This is a genomic window from Sinorhizobium psoraleae, assembly GCF_013283645.1.
Lineage (GTDB): Bacteria > Pseudomonadota > Alphaproteobacteria > Rhizobiales > Rhizobiaceae > Sinorhizobium > Sinorhizobium psoraleae.
This window is the reverse complement of record NZ_JABEKV010000003.1, coordinates 853,151-875,461: the sequence shown is the minus strand read 5'-3', so window position 1 is coordinate 875,461 and position 22,311 is coordinate 853,151. Positions and strand designations below refer to the sequence as shown.

The 22,311-nt window shown below is 58.7% G+C and carries 17 protein-coding genes; 11 read left to right on the top strand and 6 right to left on the bottom strand.

Features of this window, described 5'->3' with window-relative positions:
* The first annotated feature begins 405 nt into the window (after positions 1-405).
* From ILFOPFJJ_RS19790 to ILFOPFJJ_RS19775, 4 genes are all read left to right on the top strand, one after another.
* Positions 406-1,245: a sulfotransferase family protein gene (locus ILFOPFJJ_RS19790; protein ID WP_173512259.1), complete on the top strand. Its 840-nt coding sequence runs from the start codon at positions 406-408 to the stop codon at positions 1,243-1,245.
* Positions 1,246-1,541: 296 nt separating this feature from the next.
* Entirely contained in the window at positions 1,542-1,781 is a 240-nt protein-coding gene (locus ILFOPFJJ_RS19785) for a hypothetical protein (protein WP_173512258.1), read from the top strand.
* Positions 1,778-2,437 carry a response regulator transcription factor gene (locus ILFOPFJJ_RS19780; protein WP_173512257.1) on the top strand — a complete coding sequence of 220 codons (660 nt, stop codon included), beginning with the start codon at positions 1,778-1,780 and terminating at the stop codon, positions 2,435-2,437. The genes ILFOPFJJ_RS19785 and ILFOPFJJ_RS19780 overlap by 4 nt, the downstream gene beginning before the upstream one ends.
* A gap of 97 nt (positions 2,438-2,534) precedes the next feature.
* Entirely contained in the window at positions 2,535-3,806 is a 1,272-nt protein-coding gene (locus ILFOPFJJ_RS19775; protein ID WP_246299725.1) for a glycosyltransferase family 4 protein, read from the top strand.
* A gap of 137 nt (positions 3,807-3,943) precedes the next feature.
* On the opposite strand, the gene ILFOPFJJ_RS19770 is transcribed toward ILFOPFJJ_RS19775, so the two are convergent.
* Complete coding sequence (locus ILFOPFJJ_RS19770) at positions 3,944-5,575, bottom strand: ArnT family glycosyltransferase (protein ID WP_173512255.1); 1,632 nt, start codon at positions 5,573-5,575, stop codon at positions 3,944-3,946.
* A 561-nt stretch (positions 5,576-6,136) separates the two neighbouring features.
* Between ILFOPFJJ_RS19770 and rfbF the strand changes: the two genes are divergently transcribed.
* From rfbF to ILFOPFJJ_RS19735, 7 genes are all read left to right on the top strand, one after another.
* On the top strand, positions 6,137-6,958 hold the full coding sequence (rfbF, locus tag ILFOPFJJ_RS19765) for a glucose-1-phosphate cytidylyltransferase (protein WP_173512254.1): 822 nt from the start codon (positions 6,137-6,139) through the stop codon (positions 6,956-6,958).
* Between the two features lie 14 nt (positions 6,959-6,972).
* Positions 6,973-8,061, top strand: a complete 1,089-nt coding sequence (gene rfbG / locus ILFOPFJJ_RS19760) for a CDP-glucose 4,6-dehydratase (protein ID WP_173512253.1) — start codon at positions 6,973-6,975, stop codon at positions 8,059-8,061.
* Between the two features lie 21 nt (positions 8,062-8,082).
* On the top strand, positions 8,083-9,321 hold the full coding sequence (locus ILFOPFJJ_RS19755; protein ID WP_173512252.1) for an aminotransferase class I/II-fold pyridoxal phosphate-dependent enzyme: 1,239 nt from the start codon (positions 8,083-8,085) through the stop codon (positions 9,319-9,321).
* A 221-nt stretch (positions 9,322-9,542) separates the two neighbouring features.
* Positions 9,543-10,544, top strand: a complete 1,002-nt coding sequence (locus ILFOPFJJ_RS19750; RefSeq protein ID WP_173512251.1) for an NAD-dependent epimerase/dehydratase family protein — start codon at positions 9,543-9,545, stop codon at positions 10,542-10,544.
* An 8-nt stretch (positions 10,545-10,552) separates the two neighbouring features.
* On the top strand, positions 10,553-11,533 hold the full coding sequence (locus ILFOPFJJ_RS19745) for a glycosyltransferase family 2 protein (protein ID WP_173512507.1): 981 nt from the start codon (positions 10,553-10,555) through the stop codon (positions 11,531-11,533).
* Positions 11,533-11,934 (top strand): GtrA family protein, encoded by a 402-nt coding sequence (locus ILFOPFJJ_RS19740; protein ID WP_173512250.1) that lies wholly within the window; start codon positions 11,533-11,535, stop codon positions 11,932-11,934. The genes ILFOPFJJ_RS19745 and ILFOPFJJ_RS19740 overlap by 1 nt, the downstream gene beginning before the upstream one ends.
* Before the next feature lie 148 nt (positions 11,935-12,082).
* Positions 12,083-15,298 carry a beta strand repeat-containing protein gene (locus ILFOPFJJ_RS19735; protein WP_173512249.1) on the top strand — a complete coding sequence of 1,072 codons (3,216 nt, stop codon included), beginning with the start codon at positions 12,083-12,085 and terminating at the stop codon, positions 15,296-15,298.
* Between the two features lie 195 nt (positions 15,299-15,493).
* Here the strand turns inward: ILFOPFJJ_RS19735 and ILFOPFJJ_RS19730 are convergent, their stop codons facing one another.
* The 5 genes from ILFOPFJJ_RS19730 to ILFOPFJJ_RS19710 form a co-directional block, all read right to left on the bottom strand.
* A complete protein-coding gene (locus ILFOPFJJ_RS19730) occupies positions 15,494-16,345 on the bottom strand; it encodes a class I SAM-dependent methyltransferase (protein WP_173512248.1) in 852 nt (283 codons plus the stop codon).
* A gap of 241 nt (positions 16,346-16,586) precedes the next feature.
* Positions 16,587-18,071 (bottom strand): pectate lyase, encoded by a 1,485-nt coding sequence (locus ILFOPFJJ_RS19725; protein WP_173512247.1) that lies wholly within the window; start codon positions 18,069-18,071, stop codon positions 16,587-16,589.
* 127 nt (positions 18,072-18,198) lie between these two features.
* Complete coding sequence (locus ILFOPFJJ_RS19720) at positions 18,199-19,122, bottom strand: sulfotransferase family protein (protein ID WP_173512246.1); 924 nt, start codon at positions 19,120-19,122, stop codon at positions 18,199-18,201.
* Positions 19,123-19,574: 452 nt separating this feature from the next.
* Entirely contained in the window at positions 19,575-20,867 is a 1,293-nt protein-coding gene (locus ILFOPFJJ_RS19715; RefSeq protein ID WP_173512245.1) for an O-antigen ligase family protein, read from the bottom strand.
* Positions 20,868-20,882: 15 nt separating this feature from the next.
* The gene (locus ILFOPFJJ_RS19710) at positions 20,883-22,028 is read right to left on the bottom strand and encodes a glycosyltransferase family 4 protein (RefSeq protein ID WP_173512506.1); all 1,146 of its coding nucleotides are present in this window, start codon (positions 22,026-22,028) and stop codon (positions 20,883-20,885) included.
* Positions 22,029-22,311 lie beyond the last annotated feature (283 nt).

Sequence of the window (22,311 nt, the reverse complement as noted above, 5' to 3'; positions counted from 1 at the left end):
CTGCTTGCCCAACTTGCACACGTTTATTATCATGATGCTCACATTGCCTGTAGTTCCTTGATGCACTTTGTCGATTTCGAGCACGAATGCTTTTCCTGCACCGGCTTTTGAATAGAAGGACCTACTTACGTGGCTTACGTCATTGGCGCTGAGGAAGAACGCCTTCCTCCCAGTTCCGGAAACAATGTCATAGCCTTTCCCTTTGCGAGCGATGAACTACGCGGCCGCCGTGTGTTTGCGGCGGGCCTGATGCTCGCCTCGGCTAATGGTCCCGACCGAGCGTGTCGCCAGGTGCGCGCAGGAGAATTGCGAATTTCAGGCCGATCCAAATGATGAGCGTTCGCTGCGCGTGATCTGTGGATGCGTTATCTTCAGCTCCGCGCGAGCTCTGTGAGGGGGAATAACATGAAGTTGCAGGACATCGATTTCCTGATCATTGGCGCGACCAAAAGCGCCACGACGTGGCTCCAGCAATCACTGCAGCAAGACCCGAACATATACATGCCGGCTCCAGAATTGCATTATTTCAGTCGTTACTATGATCGTGGAGACGAGTGGTACCTTTCAAACTTCGAAGGACAGAAGGATCAACGTCTCGTCGGCGAAAAGTCCAATTCCTATATGGACACCGAGGGCGCGGCGGAACGGATAGGCCAGAAGCTGCCGAAGGCACTGCTGATCGCCCAGCTACGCAACCCAATCGAGCGCGCCTACTCGGACTACTGCATGCTCTATCGCAGGGGCGAGGTGGATCGCGATATCGCAAGATATCTTGATCCCCGCAGCGGTGCCGGCGGACGCTTCCTGAACGGCGGGCTGTATTTTCAGCAATTGCAAGCCTATCTCGACCGCTTTCCAGCCGAGCAGATTCTCGTCGTTCTTTACGAGGACATGAAAATCGATGCGAGTGCACAGCTCGATCGCGTCCGAAAATTCATGAAGATGACCAACGACCAGCCGCTGCGGCCTCTGGAAAAGAAAGTCAAGGACAAGGCCGAGCCGGTGATCAACCCGACGTTGCGCCGTCTGCTGCGCCCGTTGAAGCCTGTGGTCGCGCCTTTCAGGAAAAGCGCGAGCTTCAAAAAGCTACGGTCGATCGCCGCCGCCGAAGTGCAGTACGCACCGTTGAGCGGTGAGTTGCGCGCGCGCATGAGCGACTTCTACGCGGCGGAGATAGAGAAGCTCGGTACCATCGTCGGCAGGGATCTTGATGGGTGGCTGAGAAATGGAAGCGTTCAGCAATGACGGGTGGTCAATGTTGCCGGGCGTGTATGCAGCCGTGATCAGATGCTGGCACGGGCGATACTGGCGAGATCCGGTTTCGCGTGATCACGCCCTAGGCAGCCCGTCGCCTCTGGCATGACGACTATTGCCGGCGCCTCGCAAAGTTGACGCACCGGAACTATCTGTTATGCTCAAACCTAAAGCGCAATGCATGACTTTCTTTTATTGTTTTTCCCGGTCACCAGGACCAATGACTATTAATCAATGGATTGGTTGACGAACGAACTTATTATATGTCTTGGCGAGTAACTTTTGTCATGACGAACTCACAAAGCAATTTCCCCTTGGTAAAACATCCGGTTACGGCTCCGCTGGTGACCGTGCGATTGAAACAAATGCAGCTTTGTCCTGTCGGCATTGCCGGCGTGCAGGATCGCGTGGTGAAATTCGGCGTCACCCTGAGCGTCGAAGATCGAGCCCGGCGCCGCACGCGGCTTGAAGCGACAGTTCCCATGCAATTCTCCCGGGCTGTACACCAGGAAGGAGCGCCAGCATGAAGCCGCCCATCCGCACCGTCATCGTCGATGATCATCCGCTGGTGATTGCCGGCGCACGAACGCTCATCGAGACATCCGGGGATATTCTCTGCGTCGGCGAAGCCAAAACCGGCGCGGAGGCCATGACGCAGATCAGCCAGACCACACCGGATGTCGCCATACTCGACGTGTCACTTCCGGACATGAGCGGCCTCGAACTTGCCGCGAAGGTCATAGCCAACGGTCACGCCGCTCACGTGGTGATAATGACCCATTATCATGACCGTTCTTACGTTCAGCAAGCGCTGCAGGTTGGCGTGAAAGGATTTGTGCAGAAATGTTCGGCCGCGGAGAACCTGTTGCTGGCGATACGTTCGGTGATGCTCGGCGGGCTCTTCTTCGACTCCCTGACGGCGCGCGATATGGCGACGCCCGTCGCCGACCGGAGCGCTGCACGCTCGGCTTCGATCGGTGCACTGGGGTTAACCGCACGCGAACAGGCCGTCCTTCGACTGGTCGCGCTCGGATATTCGAACAAGGAGATCGGCGCCCACGCGAACATCAGCGTCAAGTCGATCGAGACCTACAAGGCTCGGGCCACTGAAAAGCTCAACCTGCGTTCGCGGGCGCAAATCGTGCATTTCGCTTTGACCCACGGCTGGATGAGCGTCAATTGATGCCAGTAAACCGTTCACCGACCGAGTTCGTTATTCTCGGACGTTTCCCGTAGGATCAAGGGGGCAACGTGCCAGATGGAAACCTGAAGTGGCCGCAATGCGGTTGGCCACCATTCTACAGCGAACCCACATTGCTCACCCGGCTAAGCGATCCGACCGGAACTGCCCCGCCGACAAAAAGACATTTGCGAGAGGGCCCTGGGGCAAAGCGTTGGAGGTTACCTTGCGGATAGCATTCGTCCTCTCGGGGCTCGGCGCGGGCGGCGCGGAAAAAGTCGTCAATCTCCTTGCGCACCATCGCAATGCACAAGGCGATATTGTTCACGTTCTTGCAGTCAATGCCGATGGCCCGAAATCCTATTTCCCCTACAGCAGTGCCATAGCGATCGAGGCGCTTGGAGGTTCGGCTCGCGCCATGCCACGCATCGCGCAAGCCGCACAACGGCTGTCGAGACTTCGCCGTCGGCTGGTGGCGCTCAAACCGGATCTTGTCGTTTCCTTCCTGACCAAGGTCAACGTACTGGTCGGCTTGGCCACCCGTGGGCTCAACACGCCGATCATCATGTCCGAGCGGAACAACTTCACGTCCCAGGAGACGCATCTCTTCTGGCGGCTCATTCAGCCGATTGCTGTCAGAGGTGCAGCGAGCTTGGTCATGCAAACTCAGGATGCCTTTCAATCGCTGCCGCCGAACTTGCGCGGGAAGGCGGAGATCATACCCAACCCGGTGACGCTCCCGCCCGATGTGGCACGCATTCCGAGCCAAGGCACTCGCGTCGTCGCCGTCGGGCGCCTGGAAAAGCAGAAAGGTTTCGATTTGCTTCTCCAAGCGTTCAGCTACGTGGCACGATCCGTTCCAACGGCCGAGTTGACCATATTTGGCGACGGCTCTCAGCGCGGCGCCCTCGAGCACCTCGCCCGAGATCTCGGCATTGGCGATAACGTCAAAATGCCTGGTGTTACCAGGTTTCCGCTCGAATGGGTTGGAGCGGGCGACATCTTCGTGCTCAGCTCGCGTTTCGAAGGCTTTCCAAACGTGCTTCTGGAGGCGATGACCGCAGGGCTACCGTCGATCGCATTCGATTGTTCGTGGGGGCCATCTGAAATTCTCAGCAGTCCAGATGCCGGTTTGCTTGTTCCCCCTGGCGATGTCCAGCAATTGAGTGAAGCCATTCTCTCGCTGATGGCCGACCCGGCCTTAAGGAATAAGCTCTCTACCTGTGGCTCGGCCGCCGCCTCGGCGCGATATGCGACCTCATCTGTTTTGCAGCAATGGGACAACGTGATCGCGAGATCTGTTAAGCCGCCGTCGCTTAAGTCGAGCTATAGCGAAAGCGCTGCTCCCCCTCGTGCGCAACGCCATGCCTGAGCTTAACCGGGCACAGCCGTTTGCGATGACGACATACACAAACGGAGACGCAAAGCGCGTCACGATGCCGTCGCACTTTGAATTGCTGCATGTTTTTGTCCTTAAATCGGTTCCTAACTAAGGAAACATGCAGCAGATCATTGCGGCGAAGGCTTTATATACAGCACCGGGCTGCCATATCGGTCCTTGAACCCAAGGTCGGTTGAAGGCAGATAGCCATTTCGCCGCGCATAATCGAGCATCGGCCGCTCAAGCACCTCGTCGAAGCCCAGCAGCAGCGCCGCCGGCGGGTCAGCCTCGAACATGGCCGTAATTCGACCCGGCGACGTCATCCTGTACCAGGCTGCAAGAGCCGGTTCGGTGAAATCTGCGGTTCGATAGGCGAAGGGCCCTGTCGCCAGTTCCGGATAGACCTCCAGATGACCCTCAAGCGGATAGATCGGCGACAGCGTGGCCACCTTTCCCTGCGCCCGCGCAACCGCAATCCGCTGCGAGATCGCAACACCTGCCTCGTGAACCCGCGTTACCGTCCACCGGTCCGGCCGGACAGCCGTCCCGATATACTGGGCAAGGCGCGGCGCCTCGATCGCCAGAACCACCATCGTCGCGGCAACAAACACCGGCTGGAAGCGTGTTCGCGTCTCGGGCGCAAGACTGCCGAAAAGCAGAGCGAGCCCCAAGGGGAGACAGATCAGCGGCGGCGCGAAATATTGGGGGAAGCTGGGCGTGGGCAAGAGGCTCATGGCGGCGCTGCAAACGAACGCGCCGGCGACAACGAGAAGCGGCCCGTTTACGATACGAGAAAGCCGGGCCCGCCCACCGTCGTCCGGCGCCTGGAGCGCCGTTAGAAGAAGTGCGACGAGAACGGAAATCACCACGGCGCAGGTCGCGGAGAACCATATACTCTGTGCGAGCAACAGCTTCGCCATCAGCGATAAAGCCTGCTCTTCCCCGGGTGCATCTGCTATTCGCCAATACTGCAGATGCGGGCCGGTGTGATACTGCGCAACATGGGCAAGGAACCTCTGCGGCGCCGAGAGCAAGGGTATGAGAACCGGCATCCCTCCCACCAGACCTCCCACAGCAAGCGGCGCAACGACACGCAGAAGGCGGTCCTTGAAACCGCAAGCGCGCGGCAGCAGAAAGGCTGCGATCGCCACCGGCGGGATAAAGGCCACGGCACTGATCTTGAAGGCAGCGGCAAGTGACAGGCAGAAGCCTGCAATCGCAAGCAGAAGGGGCCTGGGATGCCTCTCTTTGACAGCGAGCACAAACAGCCCGAGACCGATGAACGCGAAGGGCAGCGGTAGAAAGTTATTCGTCGCCGCCATGCCCGTCTGCGTCAGGAAGAGATCGTTCGCAACGGTGACAGCGGCGACGCACCAGCTGATCAGGCCGGATCGCGTCAGCGAGTAGGTGATGCCTCCGATCGCCGCCAGCAACAACATCCAGGCAAGAAAGACCGACAGCCGGCCGCTGAACAACAGATGGTCCGACCCGACGATCGCGCCGACCCAATGGAACAACCAGGCCGAACCCGGCGGATGATTGTAGAAGAAATCCTCATAGAGGCGATGGTGATCGAGGAGCGCGATTGGCGGCACGTATAGCTGCTCGTCCTTGCGCATCTCGTAGTTCATCACCCTCAGCAGCAGGGCAAAAAGAAGCAGCGCCGAGAGAATGACGATCGCAACGCGATAGAGCAGCGCCCTCAGGTCTGCCGACGGCATTGCGACCTGTGATGGAGTGGCCTCTTTAACATCCGTCATTCAGATTCCCCCGACCGCAAAGACATTCCAGTAGTTGGGACATCGATCACGTTGCCGCCGGCCCGCAGCCGCTGCTCGCCTTAGGGAAGCACGGTCCAAAGTCTCGGGGCCTCATGACATCCTTCTCTGTATCGAAAGCGATTCCTCGGCACCATCCCGGGTTATTCCCGACAACGCCATAGGGATTATCCTGACACCGCGCAGCTTGCGGATTCACGGAAGGATGGATAGCATGAGCTTAAATAAGATATTTCTGGAATAATTTCGGAGAAATATAGCTTAGTTACAGTCGTTTTAGTACTGAAATCTTCGCGCCCGCTCGGCTTGTTCGCTTTTTTCATTCACGCCCCTCGCGGATGCGTTTTTATCGGTTCGCTGTGCGCACCCGTTTACTTCTATGGTTCCTTAGGCCGGCTTTGATTTAAGGCGAAGCGACGCAGCAAATATAGTTTTGCGAACCTTGTGCGTCCGAGAGGATGCAGGGCGACGCGGTAGACGCGTGCACGACACCGATTGGATGATCCAATCGGATTTCCGTCGCTAAAGTTGTTGGAGGCCGTCATGAAGGTCGTTCTTTTCGCAGGAGGTATGGGATCCCGCCTCGCCGAGGAGACCACACGCATTCCAAAGCCCATGGTGGAGGTCGGCGGCAAGCCCATCATTCTCCACGTGATGGACATATACAGCCGCTGGGGCTTTAACAACTTCGTCGTCGCCGGCGGCTACAAATGCATGTTCATCAAGAACTTCTTCCACAATTTCCACTTGTCGACCGCGGATTTCACTGTCGCGCTTGGAAACGGTTCCATGGTGCTGCGCCCGGTTCATCCCCTCGACTGGAACGTGTCGGTGGTCGACACCGGCCTTTCGACGATGACCGGCGGCCGATTGCTTCGGCTGCGCGACTGGCTCGACGGCGAGACCTTCATGGCCACCTATTCGGATGGCGTCGGCAATATCGATATCGAAGCGCTGCTCGACTTCCACCGCTCGCACGGTCGTCTGGCCACTGTCACCGCCGTGCAGCCGCCGGCGAGATTTGGCAACCTGGAGATCGAGGGCGACAAGGTCGTCGAGTTCACGGAAAAGGTGCGCAGGCATGAGACCTGGATCAATGGCGGCTTCTTCGTATTTGAACCAGGCGTTCTGGATTACATTTCTGGCCCGTCGGATCCGTTGGAGATGGCGCCGCTTACGAATCTCGCCCGGGATGGTGAGCTCTTTGCCTACAAGCACAAGGGCTTTTGGCATCCGATGGATACGATCCGCGACCGCGATTATCTGAACGGCCTTGCAGAAACCGACGATCCGCCGTGGATGCAATTCGACCGAAGCCCGACACCTCAACCTGCCGCGGTTGAGTTGCCGCTGGCAAGGCTCTAGGCGGAGCGGGAAACGTGAACGAGTCGGATCTCTCACGGGTTCTACGCGGCCGCCGGGTCCTCGTTACCGGGCACACCGGTTTCAAGGGCGGATGGCTGTCGCTTTGGCTTCGCCGTCTCGGCGCGCATGTGGTTGGCGTCGCACTGCCGGCGCCCGCCCCTTCGTTCTGCTCCGCCGTTGACCTCGAGGGCCTCGTCGAGGGGCGCGTTGGCGACATTCGCACCGAGGCAGGTTTCATGGAGGGCATAGGCGGGCAGGACTTCGACCTCGTCATTCACATGGCGGCGCAGGCCGTGGTGCGAACCTCCTACGAGACGCCGGTCGACACCTATATGACCAACGTCATCGGAACCGCCGTGGTGCTCGAGGCGGCACGACGCATGCCGTCGTTGCGCGGCATCGTCATTGTCACGAGCGACAAATGTTACGAGAACCGGGAATGGGTGTGGGGGTACCGAGAGAGCGATCCCATGGGCGGCCGCGACCCTTACAGTTCGTCGAAGGGATGCGCCGAACTGGTTGCCGCCGCCTACCGCTCCTCCTTCTTCAGCGATCCCGGGGGTCCGCAACTTGCCACGGTGCGGGCAGGCAACGTGATCGGAGGCGGAGACTGGGGCGCCGACCGACTGATTCCGGACCTGGTGCGTGCTGCCGAAACCGGCATACCGGCGCGCCTGCGCAACCCGAAGAACGTGAGACCTTGGCAGCATGTTCTTGAGCCGCTTCGCGGCTATCTCATGCTGGCGGCCGGCCTCGTCGAAACCGGCGCGCGCTTTGCGGGTGGCTGGAATTTCGGTCCCGAAAAGGACGCAACGGTGAATGTCGGTGCGATCGCGGAATTGGTCGTTTCTCAATGGGGCGGCCGACCACCCGAATACGTCGTCGAACGCCGGGCCGACGAACCGGCCGAGTCGGTCGTTCTGCGCCTCGACAGTACGAAGTCGCATGTCGAACTCGGCTGGAAGCCCTTGCTCCGGCTGGACGAGGCCGTGGCAATGACTGTCGCCTGGTACTGCAGATACATGGAAGATCCGACAGACATGCGCCGGTTCTCACAGCAGCAACTTGACGGATACGCAGCAGACTGGGGCCGAGCGGCCTGAACCGCAGATGGGGAGCATCACATGCGTGTCAATTATGGGCAGGCCGTTTACGGAGAAAAGGAAATCGCAGCCGTTGTGGATGCCATGCGGACGTCGACCCAAATGGGTCGCGCGGTGAGAAACATGGAGGAGCGCGTCGCGGCGCTCTTCGCCAAGCGGCACGGCATCATGGTCAATTCCGGATCCTCGGCCAATTACCTCGCCGTGGAGATGTTGCAGTTGCCGCGAGGTGCGGAAGTCATCACTCCGGCCCTGACCTTTGCGACAACCGTCGCGCCCATCGTCAGGGCGGGTCTCGTACCGGCATTTGTCGATGCGGCGGAGGCGACCTACAACATCGATGTTGACGCGATCGAACGGATGATCTCGCCAAAAACCCGAGCCTTGATGATCCCGTCACTGATCGGCAATCTTCCGGATTGGGAACGCATTCGTGCGATTGCCGATGCGCATGGTCTATTCGTCGTCGAAGACAGTTGCGATACGCTCGGCGCCACCATCAAAGGCGCCAGCACCGGCAAGCGCTCTGATATCAGCACGACCAGCTTCTATGGCTCGCATGTGATTACTGCGGCCGGAAACGGCGGCATGCTCTGCGTCAATGACGATGAGCTGGCGCGCCGCGCGAGGCTGATGCGCTCCTGGGGCCGCACCTCCTCACTGTTCGTCGATTCCGAGTCGGTCGAAAACCGTTTCAATGTCGAGGTCGACGGCTTCTCCTATGACGCGAAGTTCGTGTTCGAGGCGCTCGGCTTCAATTTGGAGCCCTCCGAGATAGGCGCCGCCTTCGGGCTTGTTCAGCTCGATAGGCTCGAAGAGAACATTGCCGCCCGGGAGCGCAACTTTGCCGCCCAATTGGCCTTCTTCAAACAATACGAGGATTGGTTCATCCTGCCGCGGCAATTGCCCGAATCCCGCACCGGCTGGCTTGCCTTCCCGCTGACGATACGGCCGGATGCGCCGTTCACCAGGCGCGATATGCAGATCTTCCTCGAACGCAGGGATATTCAGACACGCCCCGTGTTCACCGGCAACATCCTGCGCCAACCGGCAATGGAAGGCGTCAACAGCCGGGTCTCGCACGAGGGCTATCCTGTCGCGGACGAGGTGATGCGCGGCGGGATATTGCTCGCCTGTCATCACGGCCTCACTCCGGAGCAACTCGACCATATCCATTCGTCTTTCCGCGAATTCGTCGACAGTTTCTCGGCGAGATCGAAGGTGCGAGTACCGCTGCAGGCAAGTGCGACTGGAATCTAACGGATTGAGGTGCGGAAGTAATGTACGCGGTTTTCCGCCAGCCTCTCAACGATCGGAGACGATCCCGTTCATTACCTCGGGCCGACTCCGCGAGGTGACACGGCGGCGGCGGAACATGGGTGAGCCGCTCAAGGTGGGCGGTAATGCTTCGCAATTCCTGAGCGGCATGCAGGCTTCGGTCGCATGATCAAGGTGCAACAAGGCAGGCTGGGTCCAAGTCGATGGAGCGTATTCTCATTACCGGTGGCGCAGGCTTCGTCGGCTCGCATCTCGCGAGGGCTTGCCTTGCGGCCGGCCACCAGGTTCACCTCATCATCCGACCCGGCTCCGACGATACGCGGATCCGGGATCTGCGCGGGCACGTCATTCGACACAATTTTGACCTGCAATCAGAGACAGCGCTCAAGCATTGTCTTTCCGACGCCGAGCCCGAGTGCATCTTTCACCTCGCGGCCCGTCCGCGCCGGCCGGAAAATCCGGACTTCTCCGACGCCAGGGATGGAATGCGCGAGCAGGTGCAAGTGTTGATCGGCTTGCTGAGCGCAGCCGCGACCGCGCCTCGTCCTCCAAAAACCATGATCCGGACCGGCTCGCTCGCCGAATATGGCTCCGCACAGGCGCCCTTTCCGGAGGAGACACGCGAAATGCCGGTCAACTCCTACGGGGCCGAACTCGTGGCTGCCACGCACCTGGTCGGCGCCCTTCAGCGTCGGCTTCCGTTCCCGGTCATCACCGCTCGCCTCGCCTTGGTCTACGGCGCCTGGCAGTCCACCGCCTATCTCCTGCCATGGCTGGTTACCCAATGCCTGGCCGGAGAGCCTTCGATCGTGCGACATCCGGAGGATCGGCGTGATCTGATTTATATCGACGACGCCGTCGGCGGGCTTCTCCGCTTGGCAGCAGCGCAGCTGCCTGGCGGCACGATCATCAATATCGGCACCGGTTTTGCCCCGACGATGCGCGACGTGGCCCGACTGATCATCGCCGAAACGGGCGCCGATCCAACACTCGTTCAATACGGCCCGGCAGACGGTTCGTCCGGCATTCCGGATTTCCGCGCCGTCACCGCCCTGGCGCGAAACCTGCTCGGATGGAGCGCATCCACTCCGCTCGCGGAGGGGCTCGTGCAGACCGTCGCATGGTATCGCGAGCACCTGCGCTTGCAGGAGCCGCATAACCAGCTGCTGACAACGTCACGCCGGGAAAGAACAGGAGCGCCATAGTGGCTGACATGAAGCCGTTGATTTCTGTCCTTGTACCAGCGTTCAACGAAGAGGCGAACGTCCGGCGCGCCTATGCCGCCATCGTGGATACGTTCGGCGAAATGCCCGGCTACAGCTATGAGATTATCTTCACTGACAATCATTCATCGGACCGTACCTTCCAGATCCTCCAGGAGATTGCGCGCGAGGATCGCTGCGTTCGCGTCATCCGTTTCAGCCGCAATGTCGGATATCAGCGCTCGCTCCTTGTGGCGTACAAGGCGGCCACTGGCGATTGCTCCGTTCAGATCGATTGCGATCTTCAGGACCCGCCGCACCGCATTCCTCAGATGGTGGCCCTCTGGCGGCAGGGTCATCAGGTCGTCTACGGAATTCGCCGCTCGCTCACGGATGATTGGTTCACGGCCTTCATGAGGCGCACCTTCTACCGCTGCATCAATGCCCTGAGCGAAGACGACCTCCCCCTGAACGTCGGTGAATTCCGCCTGGTCGACAGACGCATCCTGGATGAGTTGCGCCGGGTCGACGACACGTCACCCTATCTGCGCGGGCTGATCAGCGCGATGGGCTTCTCTCAAATCGGTTTCGAGTATGACCGAGAGGCGCGGGTGGCGGGCGAAAGCAAATTTCCGTTCAGAGCCATGTTCTCGCTGGCTGTGGACGGCATTCTCAATCACTCGCTGACGCCGTTGCGGATTGCCTCGATGACCAGCCTGATCATGGGGACAGCGACCTTTCTGCTGCTCATTGGCTATGTCATCGGCAAGCTGGTTTTCGGTCAGGAATGGCCTGCCGGTTTTGCCACGACAACGATCCTGATCCTGCTCTCCATCACGCTGAACGCGATCTTCCTTGGGATCATTGGCGAATATATCGGCCGGATATTCATGCAATCCAAGCGACGTCCGACACCGATCATCGAGGCGAGCCTGAACGACGAGTTCCACAGCCAGCCTGAGCATGCGCCGTCGAGAGTGGGGTCAGCCTGATGCGCAATCTTCTCGCCCGCTACACCTTCGGCCGGCAAGAAGGCGCCGACAGGTTGCTGCGCTTTGCCACTGTTGGTGCGGTCACGACGACCTTGGATTTCGTTCTCTTCACCGGTCTATTTGCCGTCGGCGCCGCACCGGGCCAAGCCAATATCCTATCCTATTCCTGCGGCATTCTTGTGAGCTATATTCTCAACCGTTCGTGGACCTTCCGCGCGCGGCATAGTCAGGTTCAGGCGCTGAAGTTCGTCCTCGGCACTCTCACCGGCCTCGTGATCTCGACCTGTCTGGTCGCGCTGCTGGCGAGGTTGGTTCCGCCGCCTCTTGCAAAAATTCTGAGCGTTCCTGTGGTCTTCGCCTGGAACTATCTCGTCGCACTCCTATGGGTCTTTCGGACCTAGTGGACGACGCCGAAATGCGCAACGGTTTTGCGTTAACGACATGCACCGCAACGAATGAAAAGTGCGCGAGCGCACCGCACTGAAGCATTGAAACGAACCCACTGCCCGCGCTTTGCGGCTTTAGGGATTCGGAACGGGAGGATTAGCCATGGCAGTCATCACCGGCACATCTGGAAACAATACCCTCATCGGCACGGATCAGGACGACACGATCCTCGGCGCGGCCGGTGACGATCTCATTCAGGGACTGGGAGGGGCTGACGTCATCGACGGCGGCTCAGGCGTGGACACGGCCGACTATCGGGAGAAGACGGCAGGGATCACCGTCACGCTCAACGAGATCAATGATGCGGTGGTGACGGTCGGCGGTGTTGCCGAAGACATTCTCCGCAAGATCGAAAACGTCTATGGCGGCTCGGGTGCCGACACCATCACCGGCGACGCGCAAAACAATCTTATCAGAGGCGGGGGCGGAAGCGACGTGCTCGACGGCGGCGCCGGCAACGACACGGCCGACTACACCGACAAGACCACGTCGGTCGTGATCACCCTGGGTGGAGCGACGCCGACCACGGTCTTCGTCAACGGTCTTGCCGAGGATACAATCAGCAACTTCGAGAACGCTTATGGCGGCTCGGGCGATGACACCCTGACCGGCAGTGGTCAGAACAACGTCCTGCGCGGCGAGGCCGGCAACGACACCCTCAACGGCGGCGGTGGCGACGATTCACTCTTCGGTGGCGCCGGCAACGACACTGCCGATGGCGGCGCCGGGGTCGACACTTTTGACCTCAGGGAGAAGACGGATGCGGTTGTCGTAACGCTCAACGGCGCCAATGACTCCACTGTCTTTGTCGACGGTGTTGCGGAGGATACGATCCGCAATGTCGAGAACATCGTCGGCGGATCGGCGGGCGACACGCTCACGGGCGATGCCGCCGCCAACAAGCTTTCAGGCGCGCGCGGCGATGATTGGCTGAAGGGCGGCGGCGGGACCGACGTCCTGGACGGCGGCGAGGACAGCGACACCGCCGATTACAGCGACAAGACAGCCGCCATCGCCGTGACGCTGAACGGCAGCGGCCTGGCCACGGTAACCGTAGGCGGCATTGCCGAGGACACGATTGCGAAAATCGAGAATATCGTCGGCGGGTCGGCGGCCGATACGCTCACGGGGGATGCCGCCGCGAACACGTTCCGCGGCGGCTCCGGTGCCGACACATTGGATGGCGGTGGCGGCAGCGACACCGCCGATTTCAGCGACAAGACTCAATCAGTTGTCATCGCACTCAACGGTGCTACCAACGCCGTCGCGACCATTGGCGGAGCAGCAGAGGACACGGTCCGCAACATCGAGAACATCATCAGCGGATCTGGCAACGACCAGCTCACGGGCGATGCGGCCGCCAACACGTTCCGCGGCGGCCTCGGTGCCGACGTGTTGGACGGTGGCGGTGGCGTCGATACGGCCGACTATAGCGACAAGACGGCGTCCTTGGTCGTCCGGCTGGCCGGCGCGAGCGCCGCTACGGTGTCCGTCGGCGGGGTTGTTGAGGATACGCTTCGCAACATAGAGAACATCATCGGCGGCTCGGGCGATGATGTCCTGGGCGGCGACAGTCTTGCGAATGTGCTCGACGGGTCGGGTGGTAGCGACACGGTCGATTATTCGGCATCAACCAAGCAAATCGCGGTCACGCTCAACGGCGCCAACAGCTCAACAGTCTTCGTCGGCGGGGTTGCCGAAGATACCGTCCGCAATATCGAGAATGTAACCGGTGGCGCCGTTTCGGACGTTATCACCGGCGACGCACAGGCGAATGTTCTGGTCGGCGGTGCGGGTGACGACTTGCTGAAGGGCGGAGGCGGACTCGACGTCATCGACGGCGGCATTGGCTCCGACACGATTGACTTCGGCGACAAGACCGCTGCGATCGTCCTGACGCTGGCGGGGGCTGCCAATGCGATCGCGACAGTCGGCGGGGTGGCCGAGGACACGGTTCGCAACATAGAGAACATCTTCGGAGGCGCTGGCGCCGACGAACTGACCGGCGACGGCGGTATCAATACGCTGCGCGGTGGCGGCGGCACCGATAGTCTCGACGGCGGCGCGGGTGTGGATACGGCCGATTATCGGGACAAGACGAGGTCCGTCGTCGCCACGCTCGACGGGGCGAATGCCACGACCGTTAGGGTCAACGGTGTGAATGAGGACACGATCAGGAACTTCGAGAACATCTCGGGCGGCGCCGCCGGCGATACACTCACCGGCGACAGCCTGGCCAATGTACTGCGCGGCAATGACGGCGGCGACACGCTGAAGGGCGGGCTGGGCAAGGACGTGCTGGACGGCGGCGACGGCATCGATGCCGCCGATTACCTCGAGAAGACCGATGCAATCAGCGTCACTCTCAATGGCGCGGCGAATGCAAGCGTCTTCGTCGGCGGCGCAGCCGAGGACACCATCCGCGCCATCGAGAATTTTCTATCGGGATCCGGCAACGACACTCTTGTCGGCGACGGCGCGGACAATCTGTTCCGGGGCGCGCTCGGATCTGATTTCATCGACGGTGGCGCAGGCGTCGACACGGCAGATTATCGCGAGAAGACGCTTTCCGTCAGGGTAATCCTTGACGGAGGAAACGACAGCTTCGTCTTCGTCGGAGGCACGGCGGAAGACACCATCCGCAACATCGAGAATGCGTTCGGCGGTAAGGGAAACGATACGCTCACGGGCGACGATCTTGCAAACAGGCTCGATGGCAATGACGGGAAGGACCTGCTTACGGGCGGCGGCGGCGCGGATACTCTCGATGGCGGGGCGGGCGCCGACACGGCAAGCTATCGCGACAAGAGCGCATCGGTCTCTGTCACCCTCAATGGCGCCACCTATGCGACCGTCACAGTTGGAGGCGTGGCTGAGGATACGATCCGCAACATCGAGAACGTCTGGGGCGGGACCGGTGGTGACAACCTGAGGGGCGACGCGAACGCCAATCTGCTTTCGGGAGGCGGCGGAAGCGACGCGCTCTTCGGTGGCGCAGGTGCCGATACGTTCCAGTTCGATTTCGCCCTCGGCGCGACGAATATCGACACTGTCGCGGATTTTGACACGGGAGACAAACTGGCCCTGTCGCGGAGCGTTTTCACCGCGCTGAGCGGCAGTTCCCTTTCGAGCGCGCAATTCCACGCGGCGGCCGGCGCAACCGAGGCGCAGGACGCGAACCACAGGATCATCTACGACACGGCGACCGGTGCGCTCTACTACGATGCCGACGGCAGCCTTTCCGGTGCCACGGCCGTGCAGTTCGCCGTGCTCACGACGCGTCCGGGTCTGACAACGGGAGATTTTCTCATCGTGTAGTGCTCTTGTGCCGAGAGATGGCGGCAATGCTTCAAACCCGCTGGTCAGGGGCGGCGGCCGCCGTCATCGGAAGGCGGAGGCGGGTTTGGATCTATGATGGCTCACAAAAAGAAACGGGCCAAACAGCAGCTGCCGCGCTCGCAAGTAGCTGTGAGCGCTGTGAAATGCCCTCTTTCAGTCTCCCCATATCGAAGATCAGGGGGCACGGAAATCCAGCACGAGCTTTTCGATCTCTGATCCTCCACCCACGCGCTCCAATACGGCGAACGAGCCGTCCTCCCTGAGCTCAAACAGGGTGCCAGCATTTTCCTGCGCGCGATTCGTGCGGGCAATCATGACCAAGGTGCCCGGACTGCGGAGATAGGAGTGTATGTTCCCAATCGCGGTCCGGATCTGGTCCGGCGAGAAATAGCTCGTATTCAGAATGTTGGCGGCACGCACCAAATCGAACCGGCGGATAAAGTGCCGTGACCGACGCATGATATCATTTTCCACGAATTCTATTTCACCCTTCGATGGCAATGATCGGGTAATCATTTGCACGGGCCTGCTCATCCCGGCCCTTATCCGCGAGCGCAGGCGCGGGCGCAACATGCTGCGGCCAAGGACGAGTGGAATAAAAGCCAGCGTCACGTAGTCCAGCCTTCGGACCCACGGACGAATTGTGATCCCCGAGACGTCATACTGCAGCGGCCACCCCTCCGGATCGCATAATACTCTGAAGCTCGGCCCCAGTTCCACGATGTGTGCCTCGATGAAGAGGTCGGTTGCCGTGATGCGGACAGCAGCACCACAATCCTTCAAGAAGCTGGCGAGTTCCACGGTCGTCAACCCGGTGGAAACCCCCACATCCAGGACCTCGTTGAGCGAGCCCGTACGCTCCTCGATAAAAGGTCGAAACGCGACCTCCAGCTCTCGAAAACGCGAAGGCCGGGTCAGCTTGAAGGTGCCGTTTCGCATCTTGAGCTTGGCGAAGAAGGCAGATTCCGACACCACATCGATCGCATCGGCACTCGATGAATAGAACTTGCTGGCACTCACGGTCATGGCCTGTCAACCCGCCTCCATTCAACCCAAACGAACACCTTCACGCGTCGCCTGCAGCGCCGCGGGTCTCATCAGACTCGCGAAGGACGCTGTAGCACGTTGAATTGCTGCATATTTCCTGGATCGGCTAGGATTTGGAACATGCAGTAGAGATCATCACCCGCCCTCGCAATCACCGGACGCCATGGTTCTCTGCGTCCAGCTTAGGAGGAATACACAGCCTTCTTAACCCGTAACGACATCATTCTTGGCCCGAGGGTAACCCGACGTTGCCGCCTCCGGTATCTCCGGCCATGAAATGGAGAAACTCCTCCAGGTTTGTCCATCCGTCGTCGTCCGCATCTTGCCGGCCGTCGTTGGTATCGGCCGCATCCATGCCGTTCTTGACTTCCCAATCATCCGAAATGCCGTCCATATCAGCATCTTGGTACGGCATCCCAGCAGCAAGCTCCGGCCACCCGCCAACGTCCATCGGATTTCTTTCGAGCAATCGTCCGCGACGATGCTTGACGTCCTCAATTATGCGTCTGTCGACCGGATCGCGTTGCGGTTTTGTCGCGCCGGCATTCGCCAGGACATCTTCGTAGGCATTCATAGGCGCGGAGGTGCGGACCTGTGGCGCACCAAATGGTGCCGCCACGACAAATCGCCTCTGTTCCTCAGCCAAAACCAAGCTCTCATCCTGTCCGGATTCAGTCCGATAGGGTTCGTCGTAGTTGTCCTTGACATAAATCGAGTGGCCAAGTCCGCTTTCATCGAAAAGATGCACCATGTGATCGTTTCGCAACTTCTCTCCTGCAATCTTGTAATTGCCGACGACATTGGCCTGGTTATGCGCCCATTCATCGCCAAAGCTCAGGACGTACTGCCACTGAGGCGAGAAGAAAACGTTGTTCACGACATCCGCGACTGCGCCGGGAATTTTCATTTTTATCTGCGGATTTCTGAATTTGCCGAACGCAAAAAGGGAATGATGCACAGAGAGGTTGCCGCCTTTGGTGAACAACATATTGCGTGCACGATTCTCTTTCCCCGGCCCGCCTTGCAGGAGCGGCTCGCTGGTAATTCCCCACTGCCATGTGAAATTGCTGGCCTCTTCTGAATCGATCGTCTCGTCCGATCCCCAGCTGGCAGAGATGTGATCAAGCATGATGTTTTTCGCCGCCTCGGAGTACAGGCCGAGGCCCCCGGAACAACATGCTTTGCGCGTATGCGGACCAGCGCGAAGACGAATGTGCCTTATGATCACGTCGTTGGTCACAATTTCGATTGAAGGACGTATTTGTGTTTCGCTGTTCCGGATGGCAATGCCTCCGCCCGGCGCCGTCTCTCCGGCAATCGTCAAGAACGGATGTCGTACAACCAACGATCGCTCGCCGAGGACAATGGTACCGCCTGTGCGGAAGATGCAAATGCGCGGCCCGGACGCTTCGACGCAGTCCCGCAAGGAACCTGGACCCGACTCGTTCGTGTTAACGACATAGATCACCTTTCCCCCGCGGCCCCCGATAGAGCCGGCACCGAAGCCTTCGGCCGTGGGAAAGGCCCGTTGCCTACCGTCCGGAAGCTTGGGTGAAAGAGGCTGCTCGAGTGCCGTTGCGACCTGGGCAATAGCCTCCTGCGGGTTCCCGATACACGACACGCAGAGCAGCCCCGCCAACATCAAGCAGCGAGCGGCCGTGAAATGAAATACGCTTGCACCACGCGACTGAGTAATTGCCGTCATGCTCTTATGCCACCAGATCGAAGCTGAAATCGTTCTTTCCCGAGTGTAATCGCCAGTGCAGGTTCTCGAATGCGTTTTATAGTTCGCAGAGGCACATGATCTCTGCCGATGAGATAATGCGGACTTCTCAAAGATAGCCGTAGCGTCTGAGCATCCAACCGCCCAATCGCTGAAAGGAAACTTGCTGACCGGCCGGCATCCGTGTTCGCCACGCCTCATCCTTATTGAGTGCGATTGATGCATTCATACGCAATCGATTCCCTGCGACCTGGTGCCCTGGTCCGATGGGGCGGCCGTTTTGAAGCGTCGAACCGATTTCACTCAGGTCAAGCTCAAGAAATGTTCCGATTTCCCGCATAATCTCGACAGGATTAGATGCAAAATCCTCATATCTTACTCGCATGACCTTTTGCGGGCCTAGTTTTCGCAAGAGATATTCGACTGCAAGATTGACGATACTCCAACGCAACGCTGTCCTGAATACGGACTTTGGCCTGATTTCCTTCTGTAAACCTGATTTTTCATCGCGCTCATAACCTTTGAGCAGCGACCATGCCACTCCACGCCCATCGCGCACCAGATGGATGACGCGCATGTCGATTCCCGGGATCTGGGCAAGCGCCATCGCTCTGCCCGGCAACTTCGAAGAATCGACAATCATTTGCCTGCCGGAGCACGACAGCATCGCGTCGAATAGACGTTTTGTATGAAGTGCATATGGCGCAAATTGCTTTCCGAGACCAACGCCGCAAAATACTTTCATGAACATCGGCAATCCTTCAAATTTTTGTTGAAGTGCGCAATATTCCGACATGAGTGTCGAATCCCAACCCTTCGACCACTCTTGTAAAACTGTACTCCAGACGGCACAGTCACGAATTGGATGACTGCATGCACAATATTCATTGTGGCTCCATACGTGCCGTGTGAGAGACGTTATCTCCCCCGCTCCCACCACCGCGGGATGTTGCCCCAATGCAATGTCGAGAAGGGTTGACCCGCTGCGCCCGTAGCCTGCGATATAAACAATGCGAGTTGATTGCGAGGGCATCCTATAAGCCTTCCATTTGCTAGTGCTTTACCCTGATGTTGAGTCTGGCATTTGCATCTTGTGCGTCTGCATGCGCACCGGAATAACACTCACTCTCTCGACAACTGATCACTGCTCTCGTGAACTGGTCACCGACGCAACATGTCTGGCGACCTCCGGCCTCGAGGTACGATCACTACCGTAGTCGCCACGATCCGGGCACATCCACTGTCCCTCCGATCGCTACAGCACCACCCGGTGCGGTCCCGTTATGCAGGCAGAAATGAAGTGATCACAACCCCATGACAATCTGACCAGCGCGACGACCGACGGCCATGTACCCCCCGATAAAATAAAAAGACAAAATATATCAATAATGAGTGCTCGTTTGCCGGCAATCGTCCGAGTTACTGCCGACTATGCGTGACGTTACTTCATTCTCATCTCTTCGCCAACCTTAGATATTCCGCGATTCACCGGGGCACGTAGCCATGGCGTGTGGTCCGCCGCAGTTGTGCAAGGCCGAGCCCGAGACATAAAAGAACTGGTATTGTCCAGTATCTCGCATACATGTGCGGATTGAATAAAGCGATCGTGAGAAAGACCACGACAGTCGTAACCATCGCCGCTAGTGCATGTTTATCGCCACCAGCCCTTCTGATCCCCACCGCAAGCAGCACGCTCACACCCGAAAACATCATCCAGCCGACTAGCGCGAGCAACCCGCCTTCAACCCAGAGAAGAAGATAAAGATTGTGAACGGGAGCAGTTTGTACGCTTCTCTCTCGGAATTGATCGGCGCCAATTCCCACGAACCAAATCCGCTCATCAGAAATCATCTGAAGAGCTTCCTCCATAAGTGCTGCTCTTGAGACGAAAGTCCCCGCTTCTGAGATATCACCCGAGGAAATAGCGCCCAGAACGCGCGTTTGGAACGTTTTGGGCAACATGTCTTTGCTGCCGAATAGCGCCAAGGCTCCAACAAGAATAGCGGCTCCAAGTGTCAGGCGTAACAGCAACCGCGGGGTCGAAATGAACGCAACGAAGACGGTCAAGCAAATCACCGTCACAAACAGTCCGCTGTTGGAACTTGTGAGGACAACCGTAACGATGAAAAGTGCAATTATCGGCAAAGCCACGTAAGACTTGATCCGGCCTGAAGACCAGAAAAAGAGAAGAATGGGCATTGTCAGACCGTTCATCGCCGCTGCCAGATTCGGATTTCGCAGCACGGTGGCCAAGCGCTTTCCCCCCGTCACTACGCCCCGTCCTTCTCCAGGCACATAGCCGACCGTGTAGAACGTAATGATGCCGTGGATATCGATGAGAATTATGCTTGCCAGGAAAATCGCTGCCAGTCGGTACGCTTCCCTGGGGTCGTTACGGATCAGGATGATCATCAAAATCAGATACGCGAAGAGATACTGCGCTGTCACAATCAGCCCGCGATCGGGACTGTTGTGAAAAAGGCTTCCGATCATCATCCCGATGAACAAGAGCGTGAACGCGAAAAGCCAAAGTGTTGTTGCTTGCTCGAGCGGTTTGTTCCAAACCCGCCCGCTGATCAGAAGAAGGAAAAGGCTCAAGCAAAAAAAGAAATCGCTAAAGGTAAAGAAAAGAGCAGAAAACCGCAAAGTGGCGTAAGGCGCTAGAAAAACTGCCACGTAGACGACCACACGCTCAATCACCGCCAGGTGAATGTGCAATCTGCGAGAATGACCCCCGACGTGTACCTGAGCAGCCGTTGTCATGCCTGCCTCTGACACTACTATCGCCTCACACTAAATACTCGCGTGATCACAGCTTATCGATGCGCTCGTGGAGCGCTGAATCCCATCGATACCCATGAGCTCTTCGTAAACCGATGTAATTGCATGCACGTGGCGTTCGACACTGAAGCGCGCGCGCGCTGCGATGCGCGCTGTTTCCACGATGTGATCGTGACAGGCAGAATTATTGAACAGCGTCAAACATGCCTTGGCGAATTCATCCGGATCATCCGCGCGAACGAGCATGCCGGTCTCGCCATCTTCCACGACTTCCGGATTTCCACCTGAGTCGGCCGCAATGACTGGTGTGCCTAGCAGCATAGCTTCGACAAGCGTTCTTCCCAGAGGTTCATTCACGGCCGTTACCAGAAGAGCATCGAGCCCTGCGATCCAAGGTTCGCTCGGATAACGAAAGCCCATAAAGTGAATGCAATCGGCAAGTCCCAGTGCTTCGGCGCGCGACCTTGCAGCGTCGTCGAGCCCGTTGAGCGCGTTCCCGAAAAACAGTCCCGCAAACTTGACCTGGGGCGCTAACCGCTTCAGCGCCGCCAAGGCTTCAACAAACAGGATTGGCCGCTTGCGGTCCACCAAAGTTCCTACATATCCAAGGAGCTTCGTCTCGGCCGAGCATCCAATCGCCGCTATCACTTTCTTCCGAGCGTCTTCGCGTTCGACGCCGATCGTTTTCATCACGTCGAATGGGCTGTGAACGACGCTGCACTTGCCCGCAGCCGAGAAAAGGCCCGGGCGCGGCGACGCAAATTTCGAAACGGCTACGACGCGGCTGGGGAGCCAGGGAGCGACATGTCGCAGTCCAAATGAACTTGCGTCCCCGCGGTGGTGCCAGAGATGCTTCGATCCCGCGAGTCGTGCTGCAAGTCCCCAAACGAGATGTGCGCGACCGTCATTTGTGTGCACTATCGCGGTATTTTTTGCTCTCAGAAAACTCACAAGCGCAGGAAGGCTTCGCGCGACGTTGACGGCTGCCGCACCATTGCGCGCGCCCGCCCGCTCCAAACGGTTCACAACGGGAGCGGCTTCAAAGTCGATTTCCTCTCGACGAAACAGATCAGCAACTGGACCGTCGGTATCATGAAGGACAACCAATGGTACAAAACGCGACCTGGGGAGGTTCCGGATTAACCCAAGTGCAGACATGTGGCTTCCGCCAACAAAATCTCCGATAAAAGGAAAACATACAACAACCTGCTTGCCGCATTCCCTCATGTTGAACGTCTCCACCAGAACCTTCGAAAGCGCAAAGCGATTGCCGCAGCTATATGATTTGGCCTTCTGCCCAAGGGCCTTTATACTTTTGCAAACATCACAGCGCGCCGCACGCTACTCAATGCATATCTGAAACACCATTATCTTCCAGCAGCCATCGTCGCTCATGCCGTGCGGATTACTAGCGGTGGTTGCAATTCAATGGGCGAGGCCC